Consider the following 21,207-nt stretch of genomic DNA (forward strand, 5'->3'; position numbering starts at 1 on the left):
TGGAACCCAAACCAATTCAGGGCTTTTGGCATACCATGATATATGAAAGCGTTCTAAATTCATGTGCTAGAGGTCTGTCTTATGATTCAGGCGCCCATACTAGGAAGTAAATCTACTATAAGTGACGGTGACGATGAGTATGGACATGATCAAGAGCTGCACAAGCGTTAAGCTGGGAGCGACCTACCGAAGAGAGGGAACGGCCTTTCAGGTATGGGCTCCGGATGCGGTTAATGTAAAGCTGGCTTTATATGAGGGTCCGGGAGAGTATAACGAGCAGGGTCTTGTGACGGATCACGAGGGCGGTACGCTGTATGCGATGGTCCGGAATGAGGACGGCGTATGGTCGGCTCAGGTAAACCGTGATCTCCATAGAACTTATTATATGTACCGAATCGAGTCTGCGGAGGGGGGCGTCTGTTATGCCGTTGACCCTTATGCAACCGCTGTGTCCGCGAATGGCTGCCGCGGCGCGGTGGTCGACCTGGCGAAGAGCAATCCGCCGGGGTGGGAGCAGGATGTTAGACCGAACCTGCTAAAGCCTACGGATTCGGTGCTCTATGAGCTGCATGTACGCGATTTCTCGATCCACACGGATTCGGGAATGAAATATAGAGGAAAATACAAGGCATTTACGGAGGGCGGTCTGCGAGACTCCGAAGGAAACGCCCTTGGTCTGGATCATCTTGAAGAATTGGGTGTGACCCATGTGCATCTGCTGCCGGTATTTGATTTCCGGACGGTCAATGAGCTGGACGGATATGCAAGCGGGCGCTTAAGCCGCGAGTATAATTGGGGCTACGATCCGCAGAATTACAATGTGCCTGAAGGTTCGTATGCAACAGATCCCATGGATCCGATCGTGCGCATCCGGGAGCTGAAGGAGATGGTTTTGGCCCTCCATGCAAGGGGAATCCGCGTCGTCATGGATGTGGTTTATAACCATACGTATACGGTGGACGACGGCCCGTTCGAACGATTGGCGCCGGGGTACTTCTATCGCAAGGACGGATACGGGAATCTATCGAACGGTTCGGGCGTAGGGAATGAGCTGGCCACGGAGAAGCCGATGGTGCGCAAATACATCAAGGATTCGTTAAAATACTGGGCCGAGGAATATCATATCGACGGATTTCGGTTCGATCTGATGGCACTGATCGATACAACGACGATGAAAGAGATCGTAAGCGAGCTGCGCCGAGAGGTCGACCGTTCTCTCTTGTTCTATGGTGAGCCATGGACGGGAGGAATGAGCCCGTTAACGGAACAAACCGTCAAGGGAAGCCAGAAGGGCCAAGGCTTCGCCGTATTTAATGATCATTTCCGGCATGCCATTAAGGGGGACAATGACGGGCGCGGCCGAGGGTTTGCTACGGGCGAGCCATGGTACGAAGGGGCCGTCGTTGAAGGAATGATGGGCTCGATCCATGATTTTGCGCTCCACCCGGAGGAAACGGTGAATTATGTCACCGTGCACGACAATTTGAATCTGTGGGACAAAATTTTAGTGGCGCAAGGCATGGAAGAGCAGGCAGGGCTTCTCCGTTTGACGGATGGGAAGTTGGTTAACGAAGGAGATGTATGGCAGGCAACCGCTGCGTCCACACCCTATGCCGGCATACCCGATGAAGATGTGATGTCGGCTGCGGCCGTGCGCCGGAGCTTGCTGGCTAACGGCATCGTGCTGCTCTCCCAGGGGATTCCGCTGCTGCATGCGGGCGATGAGCTGCTACGCACGAAATACGGCGATCATAACAGCTACCGCAGCGGGGACGCCATCAATGCCATTCGCTGGTCCAATAAGCGGCGTTTCAAACCGGTGTTCGATTATTACAGAGGTCTTATCGCCATGCGAAAAGCCCATCCGGCGTTCCGGATGGCGTCAAGAGAAGAGATCGAAGGCCATATGGAAGTGCTGCGAAGCAGCGATCGGATCATCGCTTACCGCCTTACGAAGCCAGCCGAACAAGGCAGCTGGGGCCAAATCGTCGTCATCGTTAACGGCAATGAACATGAAATGCCGGTGGATCTGCCGCCTACCCCTTACCGCTGGAACATCGTGGTGAATGATCGTCAGGCGGGGACGGATACGATCCAGACGCTGGATCAAGGGAAGGCAGTCATTCCAGGTCTGTCGCTGATGGTGTTATATGAGGATCTGGCCCATATGAAACAGGGGCTGACGGCCGTTGAGATCGAATATGAGAGACGCGACCAAGCATACGAGGGATGGAACGTATGGGTATGGGGAACGGGCGTGCAGGATGGCAGCATTCCATTCTCCCGCACGGACAGCGGCAGGGCACGGGCCGTCTTCTACGCGGCTTCCGGAACCGATCGGATCGGCTGTATCGTCAGGCTGAATGAATGGGAGGACCGGGAAGGCGAGAACGATTGGTTTATCGATATTCCGCCGGATGAAGCAGAGGTTCGGATTGCGCTGCGAAGCGGCCAAAACGAAGACAGCGACACTAAAGAGCAGCGGGATATCGCCAGTTAGAATAGGATGAAACAACAAGGAGCCCTTTCCATGGTGGAAAGGGCTCCTATTTACATATTTTCAAAAGGGGTACTCTTTATTACCCGCTGCATTGTCATTTAAAACATCGAAATTCCATGATTAGTTAGCAGGTAAATAGGGTAATAATGAGATAGACTTTGTTTTCGATAAAGGAGGATGTCACTCATGTCAAAAGGAAACACAGTTCAACTGAAAGCCAATGTGCGTGATGAATTTACCCGGGCTTCTCGCCGAGAGCTTCGCGAAAGCGGCGGACTTCCCGGTGTTGTATACGGTGCGGGCGAGGAAAGCATCCCCGTAGCTGTTGATTTCAAGGATACGGCGAAGCTGTTCCACACCGGGCGTTCCGAGGTGTTTCAGCTAGATATTCCGGGCTCTGGCAAAGTGCCGGTGTTGATTAAGGATATTCAGAAGAGACGCGGCAACGTATCCCATGTGGACTTCCTGCGCATCTCCATGAACAAGCCGGTTCGTGTCAGCATCCCGGTGGATTATCAGGGCACTGCTGCCGGAACGAAGTCCGGGGGCATCCTGCAAACCCAGGTCACGGAAATCGAAGTGGAGGGTTTGCCGGGCGATCTGCCTACTACCCTGGAAGCGGATGTATCCGCGCTGGAGATTGGGGACAAGCTCACGGTAGCTGATCTTAAGGTGCCGGAGGGTATCACATTACACGCTTCGGAAGAGGAAATTCTCGCCACGGTCATCGTGCCTCGCGCGGTGGAGGCGACGGAGACCGAGAGTGAAGCGGACGCTGAGGAAGCGAATGCGGAAGAGGCCACAACCGAAGAATCATAATAAGCATGATAAAAAGGCGCTTGCTTTGCTGGTATCCAGCAGAGCAAGCGCCTTTTTTTGGCGCAAGGTAGGAATGGCTTTATTTAACCTTGCGGTCATGAATGCCTTTGTAACTGATCGGAGCGTCCCCGAAGTATTTGTTCCATATGGTCAAATACGTTCCGTCCTGCTGCATGGTAGCCAGGGCATTATCCACGGCCGCCACGAGATCCGGATTCCCTTTGACGAAGGCCGCGGAAATCTCGGATACTTGATCGGCGGATTCGGCGGCAGCGACCGGTATATCCGGGAACTGCTGCTTTAGGTTGGTGACGGATAGCTGGTCCGAAATGACGGCATCCAGGTCTCCATTTGCGAGCTTGTTAGCGGCGTCGGATATATATTTAATCGGGACCACTTCCGCTCCGTACCGCTTGGCCATATCCTTATAGATTCCGGTTGGGTTCAGGCCGACGCGCTTGCCCTTGATATCCGAAAAGGTACGGATCTGAGCTTTGCCCGAGGAATGAACCAGGAGGACGGGGGTAGAGGATAAGTAAGCGACGGAAAAATCATAGAGTGCCCGCCGGTCCGGCCGGTCTTCGATCTGGTTGAAGACGGCGTCGTATTTGCCTTCCGTCAGCCCAGGCAGCAGATTCTCCCACCCGGTCTCAACGAATTCGGCCTTTAGCTCCATATGACGGGCAACCTCTTCAGCGATTTCCACATCGAATCCCGTAAGTATTCCGCCTGTACCATGGTAACTGAAAGGGGGATAATCCCGTTCCGTGGCGATTCGCAGGGTTCCGCGTTCCACGGCATTCCGAAGCAGGAAGCCGGTGTTCACCCGGTATGGATTAACGCCCATGTTCGGGGACGGGACCCGGTCGTTGCTGTTCACCGTACATCCGCTAAGCACAATGGAACCGAAGAGAGAAAGCAAGCAGGCAAGACTGACATAACGTATCGATTTTGTTCCGCGCATGACTCCAAAAACCATCCTTTCTTTATTCACGGTCCTTCGAGGCCCATTTCGTAAAGTTAGCATGTCCCAAAGGATGGTTCGTATATTCGCGAAATGTCAGTGCCCGGCCATAATAAAGTGTACTAATTCAACGTAAGAGTAAACGAACAAAAAGAGGCCATGCCTCCTCCGGCTGCAGCAGCAGAAAGCGCAAGGCCTCTTATCGCTAGAATCGGTTGGAGCTCACTCCGGCAAGACTTAAAGCTAACGCCGTTTCTTGGTTAACGGGCCATCCATCCGCCGTCCACGCATAACACATGCCCGTTCATGTAATCCGAAGCGGCGGAAGCGAGGAACACGGCAGGGCCTCCGATATCCTCGGGCTTGCCCCAGCGTCCGGCCGGAATGCGGTCCGTAATGGATGTACGGCGATCCTCGTCCTGACGGATGGCTGCCGTGTTATCGGTTTCGATGTAACCGGGAGCAATGCCGTTCACCTGGATGCCGCTGGCTGCCCATTCGTTGGCCAAAGCCTTGGTTAAGCCGGCAACGCCATGCTTGCTCGCCGTGTAACCAGGCACATTGATTCCGCCTTGGTAGGACAGCATGGAGCAAATGTTAATGATCTTGCCGCTGCCGCGTTCAATCATATGTCTTCCGGCCAGTTGGGACAGCAAAAAGACGGTGTTCAAATTCAAGTCGATCACGTCAAGCCAATCCTGCACGCCGTGATCCTTGGCCGGGGTCCGGCGGATAATGCCGGCATTATTTACCAGAATGTCCACATGCCCGGTCAGCTCCAGCGCTTGATCAAAGGTCTGCTGAAGTTTGCTTTGGTCGCTTAAATCGACCCGAATCTCGGAGGCTTTTCTGCCGAATCCCTTGATGGCTTCAATCGTTTCGGCGCTTGTATTCATGGACACGGCAACGATATCCGCGCCGGCCTCGGCCAGCGCTATGGCGATGCCTTGCCCCAGTCCGCGGGCCGAGCCGGTGACGATCGCCGTTTTGCCTGATAAATCAAACCTGTTCATGCTCCGTTATCCCCTCTCATATGTTCGCTAAATGGATGCAGTACGAAACTAGGCCGTTCGTTATAGAGGTAAGAGTCTCAAGCGGGCGGTTACAGTAGGGTAACGCCGGCTCCCTCGTATTGCTTTACCGTCTCGGGAGACAGTCCCGCATCGGTCATGATGCCGCTGATCTCCTGCAAGGATGAAAAAGTCCGTAAGGCCGTCTGACCGAATTTATGATGATCGACGACGGCATAAACCTCCGCCGAGGTTTCGATTAAGGCCCGTTTGAACGGAATCAAATCCCCGGTATAGATGGACAACCCATGGTCAAGATGGACGCCCGTGGCGGATATGAAGGCTTTTTGAATGTTCAGCTGCGTTACGTACGCTACGCCTTCCGGGCCTGCGAGCATGTTCCGCACCCGGTAGCCCCCCGGAACGACCAGCCGGATATGATTCTTGGTTGCCAGCTCGCTGATGATATAGACATCGTTCGTAATGACCGTTAACGGCATATCCTCCAGCCTGCGGGCGATCTCCAGCGTGGTGCTGCCGCCGTCAAGGGCAATGATGTCGTCCGTGTTGATATGCTTCAGTGCCTTCTGCGCGATTTCGGTCTTCTCATCCGGGTGCTTGGCCAGCGGTTCTTTTGAGGGCAGGATGCCGAATTGGTCGCTGTGTGCCAGCACGGCTCCGCCGTGCACGCGGACGATCAGACCCTGCTCCTCGAGCTTGGTCAAATCCTCGCGTATGGTTTTTCCGGTTACCTGAAGCTGCTGGCTCAAATCGGCGACGGTCACTTCTTTATGGGTTAGAAGGTACTCCATTATTTTTTCATAACGTCGTAACGGGTTCATATGGTTCTCAACTCTTCCGTGGGTTAATGGATATTCCCCTCTATTTTAAATCCTTCATGGACACGGGGTCCATATCATCATAACGTTTGTTGTCCCCGGCCATGCCCCAGATAAAGGTATAGTTGCTTGTGCCCACTCCGCTGTGGATCGACCAGCTCGGCGAAATCACGGCCTGTTCGTTGCGCATGACGATGTGGCGCGTTTCGCTTGGTTCACCCATCAGATGGATGGCGACCGCATCCTCCGGCAAGTCAAAATACAGATATGCCTCCATGCGTCTTGGATGCGTATGGGCAGGCATCGTGTTCCACATGTTCCCTTCCTTCAGCAGGGTCATGCCCATGACAAGCTGGGCACTTTGAATGCCTTTTTGATGAATGAAGCGATAGATCACGCGATCATTGGAATTTTTAATGTCGCCCAAAGCGCTGGAATCGGCTTCTTCAAGGGTGGCTTTGGCCGTCGGGAACGATTGGTGGGCCGGGGCCGAATTCAAATAGAATTTGGCAGGATTGGCCGGATCGGTGCTTTGGAAAACGACCTCTTCGGTCCCCATGCCAACGTACAGGCATTCTTTGTTGTTCAGCTCATGCTCCGTCCCGTCAACCAGGACGGTACCGTGTCCGCCGATATTGATGATGCCAAGCTCACGGCGCTCAAGGAAAGAGGAAACGCCCAGCTCTTTAAGGTCGGTATCCAGCTTGACCTGCTCCCGTACGGGTGCGGCACCCCCGATAATCAAACGGTCTTCATGCGTCAGGACCAGCTCCAGCTTGTCGGGCGTAAACAGGACGGGAATATGGAATTCCTTGCGAAGCCGTTCCGTGTCAAATTGTTTCACTTCATTCGGATGTGAGGCATAACGTCTTTCCATTGCATGTCATCTCCTTAAGAGTCATTTTATAATCCATTCATAATGTTCATATAAGTACAAATTACTCCATTTACGTTCATATTACAATAGCCAAAATTCAAAATGAACGAATTGTTGAGTCTTGAAAAGCCGTTTTCCTCCATTTTTACCGACTGAAAAGGGGGAGGAAAGGGAAGAATTAGCTTGAGAAGACATGACAAAGGATGAGCGGACGAACGCTAGTTAGGAAGTTATAAAGCGAACAAAGCAGGACTAGGAGATGGGAAGCCCTATGAAAAGAATGATGGTTATCTTTGCTGCTCTACTGGCAGTAACCGGTTCCCAAACGGCAGCCGACGTGCCTCATTATCCATTTCATCATGCCAGGGAACGAGAGACCTGGATCAGGTCCGGGGATGAACGCGACGAGTCCTGGGTCAATATCGCCCATCGGGGGGCGTCGGGTTATGCGCCTGAGAATACGATGGCTTCGTTTGTCAAAGCGTTTGACATGGGAGCGGATATGCTGGAGCTGGATGTTCAGCTGAGCAAGGATGGAGAGGTCGTGGTGATCCATGATTCCACGGTTGAGCGAACCACCGACGGGCAAGGTGAAGTGGGCGGCCTAACCTTGGAGGAGCTGCGGCGGCTGGATGCGGGTTCGTGGTACGATTCGTCGTTCAAAGGAGAAGTCATTCCGACATTGGCGGAAGTGCTTGAGCATTTCGGGGGACGGATCGGATTGCTGATCGAATTGAAATCGCCCTCCCGGTCCCCGGGCATCGAGCAAAAGGTTGCTGGCGATTTGAGAAGATATGCCGCCCAGACTGATGGATTAAGGTACAAGGACCTGATTATCGTTCAGTCTGCCGATACGGACTCGCTGGTTCGGTTCCGCCAACTGATGCCCGATATCCCGCTTGGCGTGGTTATCACCAGTGCGGGCGACTTATCCAAGCAGCGGCTGGATAATATGAAGGCGTACGCGGACTACGTGAGTATATCGATGAGGCTCGTCTCCAAGGGTCTGGTCCAAAAGATCCATCAATCGGGGATGAAAACGATGGTGTGGACCATTCGGGATATGCTGCAAATACCTTACGTGCTTCAAATTAACGTGGACGGTATCATTACGGATTATCCGGACCGGGTGCCGATTACGATTTCGAACAGGAACATGACCAGATGAATAATGAACGACGGCAGTCTCTTGAGAAATCAAGGGCTGTTTTTTATTTTACGTCAATAAAAATAACACATCACAAAGAAAATTCATTCTATCATGATATAATCACAAACTTAATGTTATTTTATATGACACAAAATAAGGGATTCACACGTCGATTTTACTAAAAATGAAAAAATGAAATAAAATTATGTAAGAATTATTGACACAGGAAATATAAGGCAACTATAATGTGGAATAACGAACAGAGTAGAGAGGTTATAGACGGATTGTTCGGAAACGGAAAAAGGGAGTGGGGAACCAATGAAAAAACAAAGCGTAATCGTTAAAGGATGGGCCTCGTTTGTATTATGCGCCATTTTAATGTCAGGCTGCGTGACGGAAAAGGAAACCGCTCCAACCGCCGGAGCGGGTAACGGGAGCCCGCCGGTAGAAGCCGCAGGCGATTCGATCAAGGTCGGCATTCTTCACTCGCTCAGCGGAACGATGGCGATCAGCGAGGTATCCGTTAAGGATGCCGAGATGCTTGCGATCGAAGAGATCAATGCGGCCGGCGGCGTGCTCGGCAAGCAAATCGAACCGGTGATCGAGGATGGTGCCTCGGATTGGCCGACCTTCGCGGAGAAGGCGGGCAAATTGCTGCAGCAGGATAAGGTTGCCGCCGTGTTCGGAGGCTGGACCTCCGCCAGCCGGAAAGCCATGCTCCCTGTTTTCGAACAAAACCACGGTCTTTTGTTTTATCCGGTTCAATATGAAGGGCTGGAATCCTCCCCTAACATTTTCTATACGGGCGCAACAACCAATCAGCAAATCGTGCCTTCGGTGTCCTGGCTGCTCGAGAACCGCGGCAAAAAAATGTTTCTGCTCGGCTCCGATTATGTGTTCCCAAGAACGGCCAACAAGATCATTAAGGCCCAACTGACGGCCGAGGGCGGCGAGCTGGCGGGAGAGGAATACACGCCGCTGGGCCACACCGATTTCAGCACGATTATAGCCAAGATCAAAGAGGCGAAACCCGATATCGTCTATAACACGCTGAACGGCGATAGTAATGTGGCCTTCTTCAAGCAGCTGAAGGATGCGGGCATTACCTCCAAGGATATGACCACGCTGTCCGTAAGCGTAGCGGAGGAGGAAATCCGCGGCATCGGCGCCGATATCCTGGAGGGCCATCTGGCAGCCTGGAACTACTATCAGTCCACGGATACTCCGGAAAACAAAGCTTTTGTTGATAAATACAAAGCGAAATACGGCGCTGACCGGGTCACGGCCGACCCGATCGAGGCTGGTTATACCGCGGTGTATTTGTGGAAGGCTGCGGTAGAGAAGGCGGGAACCACGGACGTGGAGAAGGTGAAGGAAGCGGCCAAAGGCATTGAGTTCGCCGCCCCCGAAGGCAAAGTGACCATCGATGGCGACAATCAGCATATTCATAAAACGGTGCGCATCGGCGAAGTGCAGGCTGACGGACAGTTCAAGGAGCTCTGGAACTCGGGCGAACCCGTCAAACCGGACCCCTATCTGAAAACATACGATTGGGCAAAAGGTTTGAGCGGCGAATAAAACTTCATCTCATGCATGAAAGGCCTGCGGGCCTTTCGTGAAAGGAGGTTCACCCCGGATGGATATGACGATCCTGCAGGTGTTTAACGGACTGAGCGTCAGCTCGATATTATTATTGATCGCGCTCGGTTTGGCGGTAACGTTCGGCTTAATGAATGTCATTAATATGGCCCATGGCGAGCTGATTATGATCGGCGCTTATTCCACGTACGTTACCCAAGGTTTGTTCTCCGCTTATATGCCGAAATCGTGGTTCGATACCTATTTCATCGCCGCATTGTTAGTATCCTTCATGGTTGCCGCCGCGGTCGGCTGGCTGCTTGAAACGGTGCTTATCCGCCATTTGTACGGCAGACCGCTGGATAGTCTGCTCGCCACATGGGGCGTCGGGATGATGCTGCAGCAGATCGCAAGGTTCATCTTCGGCGCACCGAACGTGGCCGTAACCAGCCCTTCCTGGCTGAACGGCGGGCTTGCGATCACCTCAAGCATCATCCTTCCTTACAAGCGGCTGTTCATTGTATTGCTCGTGGCCTTCGTCCTGACGGCGATGTATCTCTATATTTACAGAACGGTTCAAGGCCGAAGAATGCGGGCGGTGATGCAGAACCGAAGCATGGCCGGTTGTCTCGGCATTTCGACCCGGCGCGTGGACGGACTGACGTTTGCGATCGGCTCGGGCATCGCCGGTATTGCGGGCTGCGCATTGACGCTGCTCGGCCCGATCGGACCCTCGATCGGAACCTACTATATCGTCGATGCTTTCATGGTGGTGGTGCTGGGCGGCGTCGGAAAGCTGGTCGGCACGGTTGCCGGAGCGCTGGGCATCGGCGTGTTCAACACGCTGTTTGAGACCTATACTTCGGCATCCATCGGCAAAGTGCTGGTGTTCGCCTGCATCGTGGCTTTCCTGCAGTGGAAGCCTCGCGGGCTCGTCGCGCTGCGAACGCGCAGTTTGGATTAGAGAGGAGGGGAATGCATGGTGCTGAAATGGTTGACAGGAAACCCCGGCGGCCGATCGAAACGGATTCTATGGAGCGCGGTGCTGCTCCTGATGTGTTTGGCCCCCTTGTTCACGACGCCTTTTCGCCTCGGATTGCTAACGAAATTTTTGGCTTTGGCGATCCTGGCGGTCGGGCTTGACCTGATCTGGGGATACGGCGGCATTCTGAGCCTTGGACATGGCGTGTTCTTCGGGCTGGGCGCTTATGCCATGGCCATGTACCTGAAGCTGGACGCCAGCGGCTCGGCCCTGCCTGATTTTATGGGATGGAGCGGGGTGGCGTCCCTGCCCTGGTTCTGGGAGCCGTTCCGATCGTTCCCGGCGGCCTTGATACTCGGGATGCTGCTGCCTGCCCTCTTAGCGTTGATACTCGGATTCTTTACGTTCCGCAACCGGATCGTCGGCGTGTATTTTACGATTCTGACGCAGGCCCTGGTCATGATCGTGGTTACACTGTTTGTCGGCAAGCAGGAGTGGACGGGGGGCACGAACGGGCTTACGGGCTACAGCTCCATTTTGGGATTTAACCTGAATGCGCCCTCCACGAAAATAGGATTGTATTTTATTACGCTGGCCGCTTTGGCAGGAGCCTATATTCTATGCAGAAGAATTGTGAACAGCCGCGTGGGCCAGGTGCTGGAAGCGTCGAGGGATGGGGAGAACCGGGTACGGTTTCTGGGATTTGATCCTTCCCGCTACAAAACCTTTGCGTTTGCCGTATCGGGGGGCCTGGCTGGGCTAGCAGGCATGCTGTTTGTCCTTCAGGTCGGCATTATTTCGCCGTCCATGATGGGCATCGTCCCGTCTATTGAAATGGTGCTCTGGGTCGCGCTTGGCGGCAGGGGAACGCTGATCGGCGCCATAATCGGCGCCGTGCTGCTGAACGCGGCCAAGACCGGGATCAGCGAAGCTTATCCCGAAGGGTGGCTGCTGGTATTGGGCGCTTTGTTTGTCATTGTTGTGGTCTTGATGCCGAAAGGATTGACCGGGTTGTGGAGCAAGGCGGCTTCGTCATTATCCAAAAGAGGAGGGACTGTCCATGCAGCCGTACGCAAAGAGAGCTGATGTTTCGCTAGCCGCACATGGGGAGGTCAGGGGCATCGGCATGTCGCCCACCGTGCTGTCCGCGGAAAATATAACGGTGGCCTTTGGCGGGTTTGTAGCGGTAAACGGCATGAATCTGGCGCTTCGCCAGCATGAGCTGCATTTTCTGATCGGCCCGAACGGGGCAGGGAAGACGACGATGCTGGATGTGATCTGCGGAAAGACTAAGCCTGGGGCGGGGCGGGTGCTGCTCGGCGACGGTCTTGAGATTACGAGGAAGCGGGACTATGAAATCGCGGGTCTCGGCGTGGGCCGGAAATTCCAGGCACCATCGATATTCCCCAACCTGAGCGTCAAGGAAAACCTGGAGCTGACCGTCGACTCGGACCGAAGCGTGCTCCGGGCGCTGAAGGTCAGGAGAAATCGATGCACTACGTTTGAGATGAAGAAGGTGCTGGAATTGATCGGGCTTCCCGATCGGCTTCATGTTCGGGCAGGTTCCCTCTCCCATGGAGAGAAACAGTGGCTGGAGATCGGCATGCTGCTGCTTCAAAAGCCGCGGCTGCTGCTGCTGGATGAACCGGTAGCGGGAATGACGGACGAGGAAACGATGAAGACCGGCGAGCTCCTTCAAAGTATCGCTAAGGAATGCTCCGTCGTTGTGGTAGAACACGATATGGAGTTTGTACGTTCTTTTGCCGCCAAGGTTACCGTTATGCATGAAGGGAAACTGCTGAAGGAAGGTTCCATGCAGGAAATTCAGCGCGATCCGGTGGTAGCCGAGGTTTACCTTGGAAAAAGGAGGGAGGCGAATGCTCAAGCTGCAGGGCATTGAATCGGGTTATGGGGAGAGCGCCGTTCTGCGCGGCGTGTCCATGGTCGTGGACCCGGCAAAGGTCGTATGCCTGGTTGGGCGCAACGGGGTTGGGAAAACCACGCTGATGCGAACGTTAACCGGGCAATTGAAAATCCGGCAGGGGCGGATGAGCCTTGGCGAGCAGGAGGTTACCGGCTGGGATTCGGTAAAGAGAGCAAGAGGCGGGATCGGGTATGTCCCGCAAGGGCGCGAGATTTTCCCCCAACTCACTGTAAAAGAGAATCTGCTGCTCGGCCTTGAGCCATGCGTGCCTCGTACGAAGACATTCCCGGAGGATGTGTTAGCCTTGTTTCCTGTACTGCCGCAAATGTATCACCGCCAAGGCGGTGATCTAAGCGGAGGACAGCAGCAGCAGCTTGCTTTCGCGAGGGCGCTTGCCTCCCGGCCCAAGGTGCTGCTGCTCGACGAGCCGACCGAAGGAATCCAGCCTTCCATCGTGGAGGAAATTCAAGACGTCATCCGCGGGATCAAAGCCAAAGGAGAAACGTCGGTCATTCTGGTGGAGCAGAGCATCGAATTCGTCCGAAGCGTGGCCGATTATATCTATGTCATGGATAAAGGGACGATCGTAGCCGAAGGGGTGCAGGATGCCATCAATATAGAGCAGTTCGAGCATTATTTGACGGTCTAAAGAGTTTTCATGAAAGCTGGTTCGCATTTGGAGGTAGACCGTCAATGAGATTTGAATGATAGAGGTTGTCTCTATGGGTTCGTTGTTACCTATAGGGGCAGCTCTTTTTTTATTTTATTTTATTTTGATCTTGCTATTTTGGAGATGCGGGGGTAGAATGTGAGTGATTCAACTTGTACGTACATGTATTTGATTCACATTCATTTATATGTAAAGGTATGTACAAGTTAGTGAGCAATCATTCGTACAGGAGGCGTTATAATCATGAATTTGAAACCGCATTCTTTTTGGTTTGTCACCGGAAGCCAGCACTTGTATGGTCCCGAAACGCTGGAGCAGGTCGCCGAGCACTCCCGCATCGTGGCAACGGAGTTTGACAAAGATCCTGTATTTACGTACCCCATTGTATTCAAGCCGATCGTAACGACACCCGATGAAATATACAACCTGATTCTTGAGGCTAACAACGATGAGTCCTGCGCAGGCATCATGACGTGGATGCACACGTTCTCCCCGGCAAAAATGTGGATCGCGGGCCTATCCCAGTTGCAGAAGCCGCTTCTTCATTTCCATACCCAGTTCAACCGGGACATTCCTTGGGAAACGATTGATATGGACTTTATGAACCTGAACCAGTCCGCTCACGGCGACCGCGAGTATGGCCATATCGGTGCTCGTCTGGGCATCGCACGCAAGGTCGTCGTGGGCCACTGGGAAGACGGGGAGGTTCGCGGCAGCATTGCCGGCTGGATGCGGACTGCCGCGGCCTATGCCGAAAGCCGCAGGCTGAAGGTGGCCCGCTTCGGCGACAATATGCGTCAGGTAGCGGTAACCGAAGGGGACAAAGTGGAGGCGCAAATCAAGCTTGGCTGGTCCGTGAACGGTTACGGCATCGGCGACCTTGTGCAGTCCATGAACGAAGTCGGCGATGAAGAGGTCAAGGCGCTCCTGAACGAATACGCGGAGTCGTATTCGATTACCAAAGAAGGGCTTAGCGACGGTCCCGTGCGCGATTCGATTGCGTACCAAGCCCGGATCGAGATTGCGCTTCGCCGTTTCCTCGAGGAAGGCGGCTTCGGCGCATTCACGACGACCTTCGAGGATCTGCACGGAATGAAACAGCTCCCGGGACTCGCCGTGCAGCGCTTGATGGAGTCCGGTTACGGTTTCGGCGGGGAAGGCGATTGGAAAACAGCGGCCCTGACACGCGTGTTGAAGGTGCTTGCAGACAATAAAAGCACATCCTTCATGGAGGACTACACCTATCATTTCGAGCCGGGAAATCATATGATTCTCGGATCGCACATGCTGGAGGTATGCCCGACCATCGCGCTGGATAAACCCACGCTTGAGGTTCATCCGCTCGGGATTGGAGGCAAGGGGGATCCGGCGCGACTCGTGTTTAACGGCCAAGACGGCCCTGCCGTCAATGCTTCCCTGATTGATCTCGGGCACCGCTTCAGACTGCTGGTGAATGTGGTGGACGGCGTCAAGGTGGAGCAGCCGATGCCGAAGCTGCCGGTGGCCCGCGTGCTGTGGAAGCCGCAGCCATCCCTTCGCGAATCTGCGGAAGCGTGGATTTTGGCCGGCGGCGCGCACCATACCGTTCTCTCTTATGCCATGACGGCCGAACACTTAAGCGATTGGGCGGAGATGGCCGGCATTGAAGCGGTCATTATCGACAAGGATACAACGATACCGCGCTTCAAGAACGAGCTCCGCTGGAGCGAAGCCGCATACCGTCTGCGGTAACTGGTTCTGTCGGCATTCGCCTGGCCTGTGTTACAATAGCGAGATAGCTTAGGATTGCAGGGGATCCTAATATAATGAGTGCGTGAGGCTAGAGGTGAATGATGAATAATAGACGGATACCCAAATATATTGTATTAAAAAACGAACTGCTCTCGTGGTTTGAATCCGGCCGGCTTCAAGCAGGCAAACAGGTTCCTTCGGAGCATGAAATCGCGGACCAGTTCGGCGTAAGCCGCCAGACGGTCCGCCAAACCTTCGGCGAGCTGGAGAAGGAAGGCTGGCTCGAACGGATTCAAGGCAAAGGAACCTTTGCCCGCAATCCGGAGCGGCGGGAAAGCGAGCAGGTCAAGACGATCGGCATCATGACGACGTACATCTCGGATTATATTTTCCCGCATATCGTCAGGGGAGCGGAGGCGGAGCTGCGCAGCAAGGGATACCGCCTGCTGCTCTCCAGCACCGACAACAACAAGGAGAGGGAGATGGAGAGCCTTCAGCTCATGACCAGCCAGCCGCTGAGCGGGCTGATTATCGAGCCGACCAAGAGCGCGGAGGGCAATCCGAATCTGACATATTTCCTGTCCCTGCAGGAGAAGGGGATTCCGTTTCTGATGATCAACGAGAAGTATCGGGAACTGGAATGCCCTTGCCTTAAGCTGGACGATGAGCTTGGCGGTTACAAGGCCACGCGGCATTTGATCGAGAACGGCCATTCGGCGATTGCCGGATTCTTCAAGCGGGACGACCTTCAGGGCGTAAACCGGCTGAAGGGCTTCTTGCGGGCGCATCGGGAGGCGGGCATTCCCGTTTTGCCGGAACGGGTGGTTACGTATACAACGGAACAGAAGGGCCGTTTCCCTTATGAACAGGCCGTCCAATTGTTGAAGCAGCCGATCGGGCAGCGGCCGACGGGATTCGTATGTTATAACGACGAGCTGGCCGTGTCTTTGGCGGAGGCGGCCGGGGAATGCGGGCTGCAAATTCCGCAGGACGTGTCCATGGTCGGTTTCGATGATTCCACCCTAGCCGTTGCTTCCGGCGTGAAGCTGACGACGATGACCCACCCGAAGACGGAGATGGGGATCATGGCGGCCAGGCAGTTGATCAGCATGATCGAGCATCATACCGTATTTGAGGATACGGTATATCAACCGGAGCTTGTGGAGAGAGAATCGGTGGACAAACGATAGAGAATAGGGAGTTTAAGGTCCGATATTTCGGACCCTTGCTTGCCAACTTGTACGTACAACTATATTTTCAAAGGCTGGAGAGGAGCGGTTGTTCATGTTGGAGGATTTGAAGCAGCAGGTGCTTGAGGCGAATCTGGAGCTTCCGAAGTACGGGCTCGTCACCTTTACATGGGGAAACGTCAGCGGCATCGACCGTGAACGCGGACTGTTTGTCATTAAGCCGAGCGGCGTGCCGTACGAGGATTTAAAAGCGGACGACATGGTCGTGCTGGATTTGAAGGGGAATGTCGTTGAAGGGGATTTGCGCCCTTCCTCCGACACCCCGACTCATCTGGTGCTGTATCAGAACTTTAAGGAGATCGGCGGGATTGTGCACACCCACTCGCCATGGGGAACGAGCTGGGCTCAGGCGGGTCGCGCGCTGCCTGCTTACGGAACGACGCATGCCGACTATTTTTACGGGGAGATTCCGGTTACGCGGCCCATGACCCGGGAAGAAATCGAAGGGGCCTACGAGCTGGAGACGGGCAATGTCATCGTTGAACGATTCACGGATCTGGATCCGAACATGGTGCCCGGGGTGCTTGTTCATTCCCATGCGCCGTTCGTGTGGGGCAAGGATGCGCATAACGCCGTGCATAATGCGGTGGTGCTGGAGGAGTGCGCCAAGATTGCAGCCCGGATGCAGCAGATCAATCCCGAAACCGAACCGATGGATCAGACGCTGTTGGATCGCCATTTTTTGCGGAAGCATGGAGTTAATGCTTATTACGGTCAAAAGTAACGCATATATTCATCATTCATGATTTCATCGGTAGGAGGAAATGAGATGGGGAATAAATACACCATTGGTGTCGATTACGGAACGCAGTCCGGACGTGCGGTATTGGTTAATCTGGCGAACGGGCAGGAAGTGGCGGATCATGTAACGCCTTATCGGCACCATGTTATTGATGAGTTTCTGCCGGGTTCCGGAAAGCGGCTGGAGCATGACTGGGCGCTTCAGCATCCGGGGGATTATCTGGAGGTTCTGCAGGTATCGGTGCCTGCCGTCATCCGGCAATCCGGCATTGATCCGGCGGATGTGATCGGCATCGGCATCGATTTTACGGCTTGCACCATGCTGCCGGTTGACGAGCTTGGCGAACCGCTCTGCTTCCACCCGGAGCTGGCCGATCAGCCGCACAGCTGGGTTAAGCTGTGGAAGCATCACGCGGCCCAGCCGGAAGCAGACAAGATCAACGCGATCGCCGCTGAGCGCGGAGAAGCTTTTTTGCCCCGTTATGGCGGGAAGATCTCATCCGAATGGATGATAGCCAAAGTCTGGCAGATTCTTGACGAGGCACCGGCCATCTATGAACGCGCGGATCGGTTCCTGGAGGCCACGGATTGGGTCATCTCCCAAATGACCGGCCATATTGTCCGCAACAGCTGTACGGCTGGTTACAAGGCGATATGGCATAAGCAGGACGGATATCCAAGCAAGGATTACTTTAAAGCGCTGGATCCCAGATTGGAGGATCTGGCCGATACGAAGCTGCGCGGAGAGGTCCGTCCCCTCGGGAGCAGCGCCGGCGGCTTGACCGAGAAAATGGCGGAAATGATGGGCTTAACGCCTGGCATTGCCGTGGCCGTCGGCAACGTTGACGCGCATGCCGCGGTACCGGCGGTCGGCGTCGTAACACCGGGCAAGCTGGTCATGGCCATGGGGACCTCGATCTGCCATATGCTGCTCGGCACGGAAGAGAAGCAGGTCGAAGGGATGTGCGGCGTTGTCGAAGACGGCATCATTCCGGGATTATACGGTTATGAAGCCGGGCAATCGGCAGTAGGCGATATTTTTGAATGGTACGTCGAGGAAGCACTTCCCGCGTATGTAAAAGAAGCTGCGTCCGAGGAAGGAATCGGCGTGCATCAATGGCTTGAGCGAGAAGCGGCTGCCTATAAGCCGGGTCAAACCGGATTGCTTGCACTGGATTGGTGGAACGGCAACCGCTCGGTGCTGGTGGATACGGATCTGACCGGGTTGATGTTAGGGATGACGCTGTTGACGAAGCCGCAGGAAATCTATCGCGCCTTGCTGGAGGCGACGGCTTTCGGCACGCGCAAAATCGTGGACGCCTTTCACGAGAACGGCGTGGCTGTGGATGTTCTTTATGCATGCGGCGGACTGCCGCAAAAGAATCGTCTCCTGATGCAGATTTATGCGGACGTTACCAATCGCGAAATCTATGTGGCTGATTCCAAACAGACGCCGGCGCTTGGTGCCGCGATGTTCGCCGCAGTGGCGGCGGGTCAGGCGAAAGGCGGATATGATTCCATTATCGATGCGGCCGAGAAGATGGCACGGGTGAAGGAAGAGACCTTCAAGCCGATACCGGAGCATGTGGAAGTGTATGAGCAGCTGTATCAGGAATACAGCAAGCTGCATGATTATTTCGGCCGCGGGGAAAACGACGTCATGAAACGGCTGAAGCGGGTTAAGCAGACGGCAGAATAGGCTGGCGGGGCAAGCGCAAGACCAGAAGAGGACCGGACCGCCCAGCATATAGAGGGCGGGACGTCCTTCGAGACAAATATAGACCAGATGCTTGGATCGTCAACATGGGATGGGATGAAAGGGGAGGAGCTGCATGACGGATTATTTGAACGAAGCAAAAGGTTTAATGAGCCGAATGAGGGAAGTCCGGCCGGCGTTCCGCGGACTTGAAACGATGGTGCTGGAGCCCGGCGCTATTTCAGCTGTGCCCGCGTACCTTAAACGGCAGGGTCTCAATTCACCGATCGTGGTGGCCGATGCGAATACGTATGAAGCTGCGGGTCAAACGCTGATGGAGCGGCTGGAAGCGGAAGGTCTGGAACCCCGGCTGTGCTTGATCAAGCCTGATGAGTTAGGCGACGTGGTGGCGGATGAACGCTCGCTGACGCAGCTTTTCATCGAGGTGGAGCCAGAGCGGACAGGATGCCTCATCGCTGCCGGATCCGGTACCCTTCATGACATTACCCGCTTTGTCGCTCATCGGTGCGGGAAGCCTTTCGTCTCTGTACCTACGGCACCTTCGGTAGACGGCTTTACTTCGGCCGGCGCGCCGATCGTGGTTCGGGGGGTCAAGCAGACCTATGCGGCAACGGCTCCCATCGCCATATTCGCCGACCCGGATATCCTTGCGAAAGCGCCGCAGCCGCTTATAGCGGCGGGGTTTGGCGATATGCTCGGCAAATATACGTCGCTGCTGGATTGGAAATTCTCCTCGACCACGGCCGGCGAGCCCTATGATGACCAAGTGGCAGAAATCACGGAGCGGGCACTGGAATCTTGCATCCAGCACGTGGAGGCCATCGGCCAGCGCACGGAGGAAGGCATCCGCATTCTGATGACGGCTTTGATTGAATCCGGGATCGCGATGCTGCTGTTCGGGCAGTCCCATCCTGCCTCAGGGGCAGAGCATCATTTGTCGCATTACTGGGAGATGGAGTACTTGCGCCGCGGCAACCGGGCGCTGCTTCATGGCGCCAAGGTAGGGGTTGCCTGCAGCGAGATATCGAGCCTCTACCATGCTGCGGCTGATCAGGGAGTGTATCCTTATGCCGAGCCCAAGCTTTGGGAGACGTATAGAGAGCAGGTTCGGGAGTGGCTTCGGAAGGTTCCTTCGAAGGAGGAGATCGCCGGGCTGCTGCGGCAAGCGGGAGGTCCTTCCAGCCTGGAGGAGCTTGGCATTGATGAGGAGCTGTTCGGGGAGAGCCTGCGGGAGGCACATAAGCTGCGAAACCGTCATACCATCCTGAGGGCACTGAACGAGGCTGACGGGGTAGAACAACCTGTGACTTCATACAGATAGCAAAGCAGAGAGCGGGCCATGTCTGTCCTCCGCCATAAAGAGTGAACCTGCTGATAAGGTTATAGAAGGAATTCCGTTTTATTAAATAAAAAAGGCCTCTACATGATCGAATGATCATAGAGAGTCCTTTTTTGCGTTCGTTCTCTTATCCTTCCTTCACATCATACAGCACGCGGGCCAACAGATCTTGACTGTAGTTGCCGAAATGCTTGCCGTAAATGGTTAAGCCTCGTTTATTCACCGACTGCTCGTTAACGGCAATCCTGAAGGTAAGCTCGCTCTTGTAATCGAGCTGTATTTGGTCCAAACCGACATCCGAAATGCGGCACCCGTCGATAAAGCTGCCTTCTTTATTAATTCGGATGAGCTTCAGCATGCCGTATTGGTTCAAGTGGGGTGGCCACCATTCAGGGTTGAAGGTACCGCGTTTGTCCCCGAAATCCCCCGGACTTGTCCAGCTGCCGATTTCGATCCCGTTGACGTAAAAGAAAATATCCGACGGGTAATTATCGCAATGTCCCGGTGCTTCTGACCCCAGCTCCAAGGAGAATTGGATCTCGCGGAACGATTGGTTGGATTTCAAATAATTCGGGATCCGATATTCCAGGAAACCTTCGGTCAGCCAAATAATCTCCGAATTGATGCGCTCCGGATCGGCGAAATAGCGCGGATCGTCGAAATCCCCGATGATGCTGTCCTTGGTCGCAAGTCCGCAGGTCGGGATGGCTTGGTAGTCGCTGTAATGGCCGACCCGAATTTCCACCTCGTACAGATTATTAATATCCTTGCTTCGCAAATCGACCATCAAGGTGTCTTTATTCAGATAGCAGATCTTCTGGATGCCATGCTTCCCGCCCGTGGTATGGATTTCGATCAGGCCGCTTTCCTCCAGCTTCTTGATATGCATGGTAATGGCGCCATTGCTGAGGTTCAGCCTGTTTGCGAGATCATTCAGGTTCAGGCTTTGATTCTTGGCCAGCAGCTCCAAAATTTGAATGCGGATCTCGGAGCTGAGCGCTTTAAAGATATCAAGTCCGCTCATTAAATCTTTAATGTAGATCATCTTATTTCAAACCTTCTTCCGATTAAGGGATTTATAAGGATGGGGTGTTTGCAAACGTTTATTTCAAATAA

Annotated in this window: 18 protein-coding genes; 13 read left to right on the forward strand and 5 right to left on the reverse strand. The window is 54.3% G+C overall.

Annotated features, from left to right (window positions below):
- Positions 1-139: 139 nt before the first annotated feature.
- Together pulA and MHI43_RS08190 are read left to right on the forward strand one after the other, a co-directional pair.
- Entirely contained in the window at positions 140-2,500 is a 2,361-nt protein-coding gene (pulA, locus tag MHI43_RS08185) for a type I pullulanase (RefSeq protein WP_036666238.1), read from the forward strand.
- Positions 2,501-2,686: 186 nt separating this feature from the next.
- Positions 2,687-3,319, forward strand: a complete 633-nt coding sequence (locus MHI43_RS08190) for a 50S ribosomal protein L25 (RefSeq protein WP_036666236.1) — start codon at positions 2,687-2,689, stop codon at positions 3,317-3,319.
- A gap of 79 nt (positions 3,320-3,398) precedes the next feature.
- Here the strand turns inward: MHI43_RS08190 and MHI43_RS08195 are convergent, their stop codons facing one another.
- The 4 genes from MHI43_RS08195 to kduI all read right to left on the reverse strand — a co-directional run bounded on the left by MHI43_RS08195 (position 3,399) and on the right by kduI (position 7,009).
- Positions 3,399-4,283 carry a transporter substrate-binding domain-containing protein gene (locus MHI43_RS08195; protein ID WP_015734087.1) on the reverse strand — a complete coding sequence of 295 codons (885 nt, stop codon included), beginning with the start codon at positions 4,281-4,283 and terminating at the stop codon, positions 3,399-3,401.
- A gap of 260 nt (positions 4,284-4,543) precedes the next feature.
- Positions 4,544-5,296 carry a 2-dehydro-3-deoxy-D-gluconate 5-dehydrogenase KduD gene (gene kduD, locus MHI43_RS08200; RefSeq protein WP_009591832.1) on the reverse strand — a complete coding sequence of 251 codons (753 nt, stop codon included), beginning with the start codon at positions 5,294-5,296 and terminating at the stop codon, positions 4,544-4,546.
- A gap of 89 nt (positions 5,297-5,385) precedes the next feature.
- Entirely contained in the window at positions 5,386-6,135 is a 750-nt protein-coding gene (locus MHI43_RS08205; RefSeq protein ID WP_015734088.1) for a DeoR/GlpR family DNA-binding transcription regulator, read from the reverse strand.
- A gap of 40 nt (positions 6,136-6,175) precedes the next feature.
- Complete coding sequence (gene kduI, locus MHI43_RS08210) at positions 6,176-7,009, reverse strand: 5-dehydro-4-deoxy-D-glucuronate isomerase (protein WP_036666234.1); 834 nt, start codon at positions 7,007-7,009, stop codon at positions 6,176-6,178.
- A 271-nt stretch (positions 7,010-7,280) separates the two neighbouring features.
- On the opposite strand from kduI, the gene MHI43_RS08215 reads away from it, so the two are divergent.
- The 11 genes from MHI43_RS08215 (at position 7,281) to MHI43_RS08265 (ending at position 20,073) form a co-directional block, all read left to right on the forward strand.
- Positions 7,281-8,177 carry a glycerophosphodiester phosphodiesterase family protein gene (locus MHI43_RS08215; protein WP_036666232.1) on the forward strand — a complete coding sequence of 299 codons (897 nt, stop codon included), beginning with the start codon at positions 7,281-7,283 and terminating at the stop codon, positions 8,175-8,177.
- A 300-nt stretch (positions 8,178-8,477) separates the two neighbouring features.
- Complete coding sequence (gene urtA, locus MHI43_RS08220; protein WP_036666230.1) at positions 8,478-9,737, forward strand: urea ABC transporter substrate-binding protein; 1,260 nt, start codon at positions 8,478-8,480, stop codon at positions 9,735-9,737.
- 58 nt (positions 9,738-9,795) lie between these two features.
- Positions 9,796-10,701 carry an urea ABC transporter permease subunit UrtB gene (urtB, locus tag MHI43_RS08225; protein WP_036666229.1) on the forward strand — a complete coding sequence of 302 codons (906 nt, stop codon included), beginning with the start codon at positions 9,796-9,798 and terminating at the stop codon, positions 10,699-10,701.
- A gap of 15 nt (positions 10,702-10,716) precedes the next feature.
- A complete protein-coding gene (gene urtC / locus MHI43_RS08230; RefSeq protein ID WP_015734092.1) occupies positions 10,717-11,805 on the forward strand; it encodes an urea ABC transporter permease subunit UrtC in 1,089 nt (362 codons plus the stop codon).
- On the forward strand, positions 11,780-12,619 hold the full coding sequence (gene urtD / locus MHI43_RS08235) for an urea ABC transporter ATP-binding protein UrtD (protein ID WP_036666228.1): 840 nt from the start codon (positions 11,780-11,782) through the stop codon (positions 12,617-12,619). The genes urtC and urtD overlap by 26 nt, the downstream gene beginning before the upstream one ends.
- Entirely contained in the window at positions 12,597-13,292 is a 696-nt protein-coding gene (gene urtE / locus MHI43_RS08240; RefSeq protein ID WP_036666227.1) for an urea ABC transporter ATP-binding subunit UrtE, read from the forward strand. The genes urtD and urtE overlap by 23 nt, the downstream gene beginning before the upstream one ends.
- 264 nt (positions 13,293-13,556) lie before the next feature.
- Positions 13,557-15,044, forward strand: a complete 1,488-nt coding sequence (gene araA, locus MHI43_RS08245) for an L-arabinose isomerase (RefSeq protein ID WP_036666226.1) — start codon at positions 13,557-13,559, stop codon at positions 15,042-15,044.
- 101 nt (positions 15,045-15,145) lie between these two features.
- The gene (locus MHI43_RS08250; RefSeq protein ID WP_036666224.1) at positions 15,146-16,234 is read left to right on the forward strand and encodes a GntR family transcriptional regulator; all 1,089 of its coding nucleotides are present in this window, start codon (positions 15,146-15,148) and stop codon (positions 16,232-16,234) included.
- A gap of 94 nt (positions 16,235-16,328) precedes the next feature.
- Positions 16,329-17,018, forward strand: coding sequence for an L-ribulose-5-phosphate 4-epimerase (gene araD, locus MHI43_RS08255; RefSeq protein ID WP_015734097.1), 690 nt, complete (start codon positions 16,329-16,331; stop codon positions 17,016-17,018).
- A gap of 45 nt (positions 17,019-17,063) precedes the next feature.
- Positions 17,064-18,734 carry a ribulokinase gene (locus tag MHI43_RS08260; RefSeq protein WP_036666222.1) on the forward strand — a complete coding sequence of 557 codons (1,671 nt, stop codon included), beginning with the start codon at positions 17,064-17,066 and terminating at the stop codon, positions 18,732-18,734.
- 133 nt (positions 18,735-18,867) lie between these two features.
- Positions 18,868-20,073 carry a sn-glycerol-1-phosphate dehydrogenase gene (locus MHI43_RS08265; protein WP_036666220.1) on the forward strand — a complete coding sequence of 402 codons (1,206 nt, stop codon included), beginning with the start codon at positions 18,868-18,870 and terminating at the stop codon, positions 20,071-20,073.
- 145 nt (positions 20,074-20,218) lie between these two features.
- Here MHI43_RS08265 and MHI43_RS08270 read toward each other — a convergent pair whose 3' ends face one another.
- Entirely contained in the window at positions 20,219-21,136 is a 918-nt protein-coding gene (locus tag MHI43_RS08270) for a winged helix-turn-helix transcriptional regulator (RefSeq protein WP_009590874.1), read from the reverse strand.
- Positions 21,137-21,207 lie beyond the last annotated feature (71 nt).

Origin of the sequence: Paenibacillus sp. FSL H8-0457, assembly GCF_038051935.1 — a bacterium.
Taxonomy (GTDB): Bacteria; Bacillota; Bacilli; order Paenibacillales; family Paenibacillaceae; genus Paenibacillus_AQ; species Paenibacillus_AQ lautus_A.